The following is a 7,460-nucleotide window of genomic DNA, read 5'->3' as shown; positions in this document are numbered from 1 at the left end:
GATCAAGGGTGGCATTACCAGCAAGCCCAGTACCGCCGTGTGCTCAGCGAGCGCGGTGTAAAACAGAGCATGTCTCGAAAAGGCAATTGCCTGGACAACGCGGCTATGGAAAGCTTCTTCGGCACGCTCAAATCCGAGTTTTTCTACCTGAAGCGTTTCGCGAGCATTGATGAGCTGAGAGCGGGTCTGGATGAGTACATTCACTACTACAACCATGATCGCATCAAGCTCAGGCTCAATGGCCTGAGCCCTGTGGAGTACAGGACTCGGGCTGCAGCTTAAAGCTGTCCAACTTTTGGGGGGCAGTCCAATTTGTGGGAGCCGGCTTGCCGGCGATTGGGCCGGGAAATTCACCCTCAAGTTTGCTCCCCCCGCCCCGCTCTGCTAGTGTCGCGCCGTTCTGTACAGCCTCCGAGACCCGTCGCCATGGCCCGCAAAAAAGCCTCCATCGATTTCGAGCAATCCCTCGCCGACCTGCAAACCCTGGTCGAACGCTTGGAGAACGGCGAACTGTCGCTGGAAGACTCGCTGGCCGCCTTCGAGCAAGGTATCGCCCTGACCCGCGATTGCCAGGGCGCCCTGGCCCAGGCCGAGCAGAAAGTACAGATACTGCTCGAACGCGACGGCGAGCTCGCCGCTCAGCCCTTCGATGCGGAGCCAGAGGCATGATCGGTGCCTACCAGGCCAGTAGCCAGGCGCGCGTCGATGCGGCCCTCGAACCCCTGTTCATCGCGCCCACCAAGGAGCTTGAGCGGCTATACGCCGCGATGCGCTACAGCGTGATGAACGGCGGCAAGCGCGTGCGCCCGCTGCTCGCCTATGCTGCCTGCCAAGCGCTGGGTGCAGCGGCCGAACAGGCCAACGGCGCCGCCTGCGCAGTGGAGCTGATACACGCTTATTCGCTGGTGCATGACGACCTGCCCGCCATGGACGATGACGACCTGCGCCGCGGCCAGCCGACCACCCATAAAGCCTTCGATGAAGCCTGCGCGATCCTCGCCGGCGACGGCCTGCAGAGCCTGGCCTTCAGTGCCCTGCTCGACCCACGGCTGAGCCCGCAGCCCGACGCCATCCGCCTGGCCATGGTCCAGGCCCTGGCCAAGGCTGCAGGCCCTGCCGGCATGGTCGGAGGCCAGGCCATCGACCTTGGCTCCGTAGGCGTGAAGCTGGACCAGCAGGCCCTCGAGTTCATGCATCGGCACAAGACCGGCGCACTGATCGAAGCCAGCGTGCGCCTGGGTGCCTTGGCCAGCGGCCGCGCCGAGCAGGCGCAGCTGGACGCCTTGCAGGTTTATGCACAGGCCATTGGCCTGGCATTCCAGGTGCAGGACGACATCCTCGACGTGGAAAGCGACACCGCCACTCTCGGCAAGCGCCAGGGTGCCGACATCGCCCGTGACAAACCGACCTACCCGGCCCTGCTTGGCCTGGAAGCCGCCAAGGCCTATGCGATCGAACTGCGCGACCAGGCGCTGGTCGCACTTGAAGGGTTTGGTGAAAACGCAGAACCCCTGCGAGCGTTGGCGCGCTACATCGTCGAACGCCGCCATTAAGCACGGCTTCGAACCCGCACACAGGGGGCGCGCCACCTCTGGTTGAATGGGCACTTTACCCACAATGGGGTAAACTGCCGCGTCTTAACATCTATAACGACTCGCCTGATGCCCACGACGTTTCAAGAGATCCCCCGCGAACGCCCGGTCACGCCGTTGCTCGACCGCGCTGACACGCCTGCCGGCCTGCGCCGGCTGGCCGAAGCCGACCTCGAGCACCTGGCCGACGAGTTGCGCCAGGAGCTGCTCTACACCGTGGGTCAGACCGGTGGGCATTTTGGCGCCGGCCTGGGCGTGATCGAACTGACGATCGCCCTGCACTACGTCTTCGACACCCCGGATGACCGGCTGGTGTGGGACGTCGGCCATCAAGCCTACCCGCACAAGATCCTCACCGGCCGGCGTAACCGCATGCTGAGCCTGCGCCAGAAGGACGGTATCGCCGCCTTCCCGCGCCGCAGCGAGAGTGAGTACGACACCTTTGGCGTCGGCCACTCCAGCACCTCGATCAGCGCCGCACTGGGCATGGCCATTGCCGCCCGCCTGCAGAACAGCGCGCGCAAGTCGATTGCCGTGATCGGCGACGGTGCCCTGACGGCCGGCATGGCGTTCGAGGCGTTGAACCATGCCCAGGAAGTCGACGCCGACATGCTGGTCATCCTCAACGACAACGACATGTCGATCTCGCGCAACGTTGGCGGGCTGTCCAACTACCTGGCCAAGATTCTTTCCAGCCGCACCTACGCAAGCATGCGCGAGGGCAGCAAGAAGGTGCTGTCGCGCCTGCCCGGTGCCTGGGAGATTGCCCGTCGCACCGAGGAATACGCCAAAGGCATGCTGGTGCCCGGCACCCTGTTCGAAGAGCTGGGCTGGAACTACATCGGCCCGATCGATGGCCACGACCTGCCGACCATGATCGCCACCCTGCGTAACATGCGTGACCTCAAAGGCCCGCAGTTCCTGCACGTGGTGACCAAAAAAGGCAAAGGCTTCGCGCCGGCCGAGATCGACCCGATCGGCTACCACGCCATCACCAAGCTCGAGCCTGCCGACAAGCCGGCCGCACCGAAGAAGGCCAGCGGGCCGAAGTACTCGGCGGTGTTCGGCCAATGGCTATGCGACATGGCCGCTGCCGACAACCGCCTGGTGGGCATCACCCCGGCAATGAAGGAAGGCTCGGACCTGGTGGCCTTCAGTGAACGGTATCCCGAGCGCTACTTCGATGTGGCCATCGCCGAGCAGCACGCCGTCACGCTGGCGGCGGGCATGGCCTGCGAAGGCAGCAAGCCAGTGGTCGCGATCTACTCGACCTTCCTGCAGCGCGCCTACGACCAGCTGATCCACGACGTGGCGGTACAAAACCTCGACGTGCTGTTCGCCATCGACCGCGCCGGCCTGGTCGGCGAAGACGGCCCGACCCACGCAGGCAGCTACGACCTGTCGTACCTGCGCTGCATCCCGGGCATGCTGGTAATGACCCCCAGCGACGAAAACGAACTGCGCAAGATGCTCAGCACCGGCCACCTGTACAACGGCCCGGCCGCCGTACGCTACCCACGCGGTACCGGCCCCAACGCGCCGATCAGTGGCGACCTGGACCCGCTGGAAATCGGCAAGGGCGTCGTCCGTCGTCAGGGCGAGAAGGTCGCTTTGCTGGTGTTTGGCGTGCAATTGGCCGAAGCCCTGCAGGTCGCCGAGCAAATCAACGCCACCGTGGTCGACATGCGCTTCGTCAAGCCGCTGGACGAAGCGCTGGTGCTGGAGATGGCAGGCAGTCATGACCTGCTGGTAACCCTCGAAGAGAACGCCATCATGGGCGGCGCCGGGGCTGCCGTGGGTGAGTTCCTGGCCAGCCAGGGGGTGGTCAAGCCGCTGCTGCACCTGGGCCTGCCGGATCTCTATGTCGAGCACGCCAAGCCTGCGCAGATGCTGGCTGAATGCGGGCTGGATTCAGCCGGCATCGAGGCGTCTGTGAAGGCGCGCATGGCCAGGCTCGGCCTGTAATTCCCGCGGCCGCCTTGCGGCCCATCGCCGGCAAGCCAGCTCCACAGGTATTGCGCTGAACCGAAGAACAGCGGGGTACGCGTGGGAGCCGGCTTGCCGGCGATTGCTATGGTAATGCCAATGAAATTCCCAACCCTTACCGCCACACTGCTCTGTCTTCCGGTCCAGCTGCTGGCCGCCGAACGCGACGACGCACTGAAGCTCCCCGACATGCTGATCAGCGCCAACCGCCAGGCCGAATCACGCACCGCCACCAGCGCAGCCAATACCGTCTTCACCCGCAGCGACATCGACCGCCTGCAACCGACCAGTGTCACCGACCTGCTCGCCCGCGTGCCCGGCGTGCAAGTCGCGCCCACCGGTGGCCGTGGCAGCCTGCCGGGTATTTTCATCCGCGGCACCAAAGCCGCGCAGAGCCTGGTACTGGTCGACGGTGTGCGTATTGCCAATGCCACCTCCGGCGACAGCGGCCTGCAGTTTATCGACGTCGACCAGATCGAACGTGTCGAAGTGCTGCGTGGCTCACGCTCGGCGATCTACGGCAGCGATGCCATCGGCGGCGTGATTCAGATCTTCACCCGGCGCAGCAACGGCCAGGGCCTGCAGCCGCGCCTGCGCATGGCGGCAGGCACCAACCAGACCTGGCAACGCAGCCTGGGCCTGTCCGGCGGCGACGGCGCGACCCGCTTCAACCTGGGCGCGAGCCTGGACGAAACGGCAGGCATCGACTCGACCGGCCCGTCCTTCGCCAGCGACGGCGATCATGACGCCTACCGCAACACGTCGTTCAACCTGAGCCTGAGCCACACGTTCAGCGAACGCTTCGAAGCTGGCTTGAACCTGCTCGACAGCCGAGGCCGCAGCGAGTACGACAATCCATTCGGCGGCTTCGGGCAAAAGCCCTACACCGAGTTCAGCGTCAGCAGCTTGGGCACGTACTTCGACGCTCAGCTCAATGACCTGTGGCATTCGCGCCTGGAGCTGGGCCATAGCGAAAATCGCGACGACAAGCGCGACAAACTCAGTGATGAGCGCTCGGTGTTCAACACCTATCGCGACCAGGTCACTTGGCAGAACGACCTGGCCCTGAGCGAGCGGCAGAACCTGTTGATCGGTGGCGACTGGTACGAAGACCGCGTGCACGCCAGCACCGATTTCAGTGAAGACAGCCGCTGGAACCGCGCCGCCTTCATCCAGCATCGCTTCCACGGCGAGCACCTGTCTACCGAACTGGGCGTGCGCCGCGACCAGAACCAGCAGTTTGGCGGCCAGACCACGTGGAGCGGTAGCCTTAGCGTGCCGCTGAATACCCACAACGATGTGCTGCTGTCCTACAGCGAAGGCTTTCGGGCCCCGACCTTCAACGACCTGTACTACCCACAGTACAGCAACCCGCAGCTGGACCCGGAGCACTCCAGAAGCTACGAGCTGCAATGGCGCAGCCAGCTCAGCCGCGACAGCCGCCTGGAAACGTCGCTGTACCGTACTGACCTGCGTGATGCGATTATCTTTGGCCAGGACTCGATCCCGCGTAATGTCGCCTCGGCGCGCATCAACGGGGTGGAAATGGCGTTGGAGCAAAAGTGGGGCGAATGGCGCAGCCAGCTGGGCCTGGCATTGATCGATCCGCGTGATCGCGACAGCGGCCACACCCTCGCCCGCCGCGCACGGCGCACCTTGAGCCTGGACCTGGACCGTCAATTCGAGCGCTTCACGGTAGGGGGCAGCTGGCAGGCTGTCAGCGCCAGCTACGACGATGAGGCCAACCGCAACCGCCTCGGCGGCTATGGCCTGCTGGGCCTGCGCGGCAGCTGGGCAGCGACCGACGAGCTCAAGCTGGAAATCAAACTGGATAACCTGCTGGACAAAGGCTACAGCCGTGCGCTGTACAGCTACGATGGCGCCAGCTACGGCTACCGCGAAGAGGGCCGCACGGCACTGTTCAGCGTCACCTGGACGCCGGCGCTTTAGATTCGAGCAGCGCACACAAGCGGGCGGTGGCTTCGATCATCTGCCCGCTGGGCCGCTCCAGGCCCTTGTCTGGCACCACCAGCAGACGGCCATCGGCCACAGCGCTCAAACCTGGCCAAGCCTTCCAGCTTGCCAACTGCCCCTGGTCGCCAGCCAGGATCACCTGCGGATCGCGCAGCAGCACTGATTCGACATTCACTTGCGGTGCCGGCTGGCTCAGGTCGGCAAAGATATTGCGCGCCCCACACACCGCCAAGGCATCACTCACCACCTGTCGCCCACCCAAGGTGTACAGGGGCCGGTCCCAGACCTGATAGAACACCCGTAGCGGCTGTTCACGCCGATAGTGCTGACGCAGGTGCTGCAGCCGCTCACGCAGGCCGCCCACATACTGCCGCCCCTGTTCTGCCCGCCCTACACGCACGGCAATGGCCTCGATCTGTTCGAGCAGTTGCTCAAGGTCGTGAGGTTCTGCACTGAAGGTGGCGATACCCAGGCGCGTGAGCTGGTCGCGCTGGGCCGCTGCCACGCTGCCGGGCCAGAGCAACAGCAGGTCGGGCCTGAGGCTGAGCAGGCGTTCCATGTCCAGTTGCCCCTGGCGCCCCACCGAAGGCAGGTTACGCAGCGCCGCCGGGCGCTCGCCGCCGTCGAGCACGCCCACCAGCAGGTCGTCGGCCTGCAGCTCGAGCATGATTTCGCTCATCGATGGGGCAAGGCTGACCACGCGCAGGGGCTCGCCAGCCTGGACAGTGCAGGCCAGCAGCGCCAGCAGGCAGAGCAGGCCGCGCATCACCCCAGCTGACGCGGGATGCGGTAGAGGTAAAGCACCACCACGGTGGATAACGCCAGAAGGATTTGCGGCACTGCTTCGAGCCCTACCAGCACCGACAGTGCAGCGACCCAGGCAGGGAAGCAGGCGAACAGCATGGCCATGCGCCGCACCCGAGCCAGCTCGATCCAGGCGGCCGGCTCTTCAGCGGTGCCAAGTGACTTGGAAGTGGCGATCAAGGCCCGCTTGTAGGCGCCAAAACGCGGCAGGCTGAGGAACATGGTTGCCGCACCGGCGATGAACAGCGGCATGGCCAGCACCGGGATCAGCGCATCGCCACCGCCAAAGGCCCAGGCCATCACCGGCAGCGGCACCAGGCCGACCGCCAGGTATTGCCACCAGGCCAGCGCCAGGCGCCGCTTCACCTCGCTGCGGGTCACGCCTGGGGAACCTCACCCTGGTGTTCGTTACCCAGCATGTGGCCAAGCTTGTCGGCCTTGGTCGCCAGGTAGTAGCGGTTGTGCGGGTTATGCCCGGTATGCAGTGGCACACGCTCGGCAACCTTGATGCTCATATCGGTCAGCGCCTTGACCTTGCGCGGGTTGTTGGTCATAAGGCGCAGCGACTTCACACCCAGGTGCTCGAGCATCGGCAGGCAGATCGCGTAATCACGCTGGTCGGCAGCGAAGCCCAGGCGCTCGTTGGCCTCTACAGTGTCGGCACCGCCGTCCTGCAGCTCATAGGCGCGGATCTTGTTCAGCAGGCCAATGCCACGGCCCTCCTGACGCAGGTACAGCAGCACGCCACGGCCTTCACGGGCAATGGCCTGCAGGGCCGCTTCCAGCTGCGAGCCACAGTCGCAACGTTGGCTGAACAGGGCATCGCCAGTCAGGCACTCGGAATGCAGGCGCCCCAACACCGGCTCACCGTCGGCGATGTCACCCAGGCTGAGCACCACGTGCTCACGGCCGGTGGCTTCGTCGAGGAAACCATGCATGGTGAAAGTCGCGAAGGGAGTCGGGAGTTTAGAGGCGGCAACAAAGACGACGGGCACGTTGTGCTCCTGGATAAGTAGGAAAATTCTCGTGCAGCGATTGTATCAGCAGGTCAGCGCCTGTGCGCTGGCTGAATACCGTGGGTTAAGATCGAAAAGTTCGATATTC

General features: G+C 64.6%; 8 protein-coding genes. 5 read left to right on the top strand and 3 right to left on the bottom strand.

All coding sequences use genetic code 11. The annotated features are described in order from the left end of the window. The 5 genes from ACIPZC_RS03415 to ACIPZC_RS03395 form a co-directional block, all read left to right on the top strand. A partial coding sequence (locus ACIPZC_RS03415) for an IS3 family transposase (RefSeq protein WP_400624807.1) occupies positions 1-282 on the top strand: 282 nt, incomplete at its 5' end. A gap of 144 nt (positions 283-426) precedes the next feature. Beyond that, positions 427-669 (top strand): exodeoxyribonuclease VII small subunit, encoded by a 243-nt coding sequence (locus ACIPZC_RS03410; protein WP_054900824.1) that lies wholly within the window; start codon positions 427-429, stop codon positions 667-669. Continuing rightward, positions 666-1,553, top strand: coding sequence for a (2E,6E)-farnesyl diphosphate synthase (gene ispA / locus ACIPZC_RS03405; RefSeq protein WP_241803976.1), 888 nt, complete (start codon positions 666-668; stop codon positions 1,551-1,553). The genes ACIPZC_RS03410 and ispA overlap by 4 nt, the downstream gene beginning before the upstream one ends. Before the next feature lie 108 nt (positions 1,554-1,661). Continuing rightward, positions 1,662-3,557, top strand: a complete 1,896-nt coding sequence (dxs, locus tag ACIPZC_RS03400; RefSeq protein ID WP_400624804.1) for a 1-deoxy-D-xylulose-5-phosphate synthase — start codon at positions 1,662-1,664, stop codon at positions 3,555-3,557. Positions 3,558-3,677: 120 nt separating this feature from the next. Next, on the top strand, positions 3,678-5,528 hold the full coding sequence (locus ACIPZC_RS03395) for a TonB-dependent receptor domain-containing protein (RefSeq protein WP_400624802.1): 1,851 nt from the start codon (positions 3,678-3,680) through the stop codon (positions 5,526-5,528). Here the strand turns inward: ACIPZC_RS03395 and ACIPZC_RS03390 are convergent. From ACIPZC_RS03390 to ribA, 3 genes are read right to left on the bottom strand one after another with little or no spacing between them, the layout of a single operon-like run. Beyond that, positions 5,506-6,318, bottom strand: coding sequence for a cobalamin-binding protein (locus ACIPZC_RS03390; RefSeq protein WP_400624800.1), 813 nt, complete (start codon positions 6,316-6,318; stop codon positions 5,506-5,508). The two genes, ACIPZC_RS03395 and ACIPZC_RS03390, sit on opposite strands and share 23 nt — an antisense overlap. After that, on the bottom strand, positions 6,318-6,737 hold the full coding sequence (locus tag ACIPZC_RS03385) for an MFS transporter (protein WP_241803980.1): 420 nt from the start codon (positions 6,735-6,737) through the stop codon (positions 6,318-6,320). Before ACIPZC_RS03385 ends, ACIPZC_RS03390 begins: the two co-directional genes overlap by 1 nt. Then, on the bottom strand, positions 6,734-7,351 hold the full coding sequence (ribA, locus tag ACIPZC_RS03380; RefSeq protein WP_241803981.1) for a GTP cyclohydrolase II: 618 nt from the start codon (positions 7,349-7,351) through the stop codon (positions 6,734-6,736). The genes ACIPZC_RS03385 and ribA overlap by 4 nt, the downstream gene beginning before the upstream one ends. Between the last annotated feature and the right edge of the window lie 109 nt (positions 7,352-7,460).

This window comes from Pseudomonas sp. NPDC089743, assembly GCF_044748785.1.
In the GTDB taxonomy this organism is placed as follows: Bacteria; Pseudomonadota; Gammaproteobacteria; order Pseudomonadales; family Pseudomonadaceae; genus Aquipseudomonas; species Aquipseudomonas putida_X.
The sequence above is the reverse complement of the archived record's forward strand: the minus strand, read 5'-3'. Positions and strand labels throughout refer to the sequence as shown.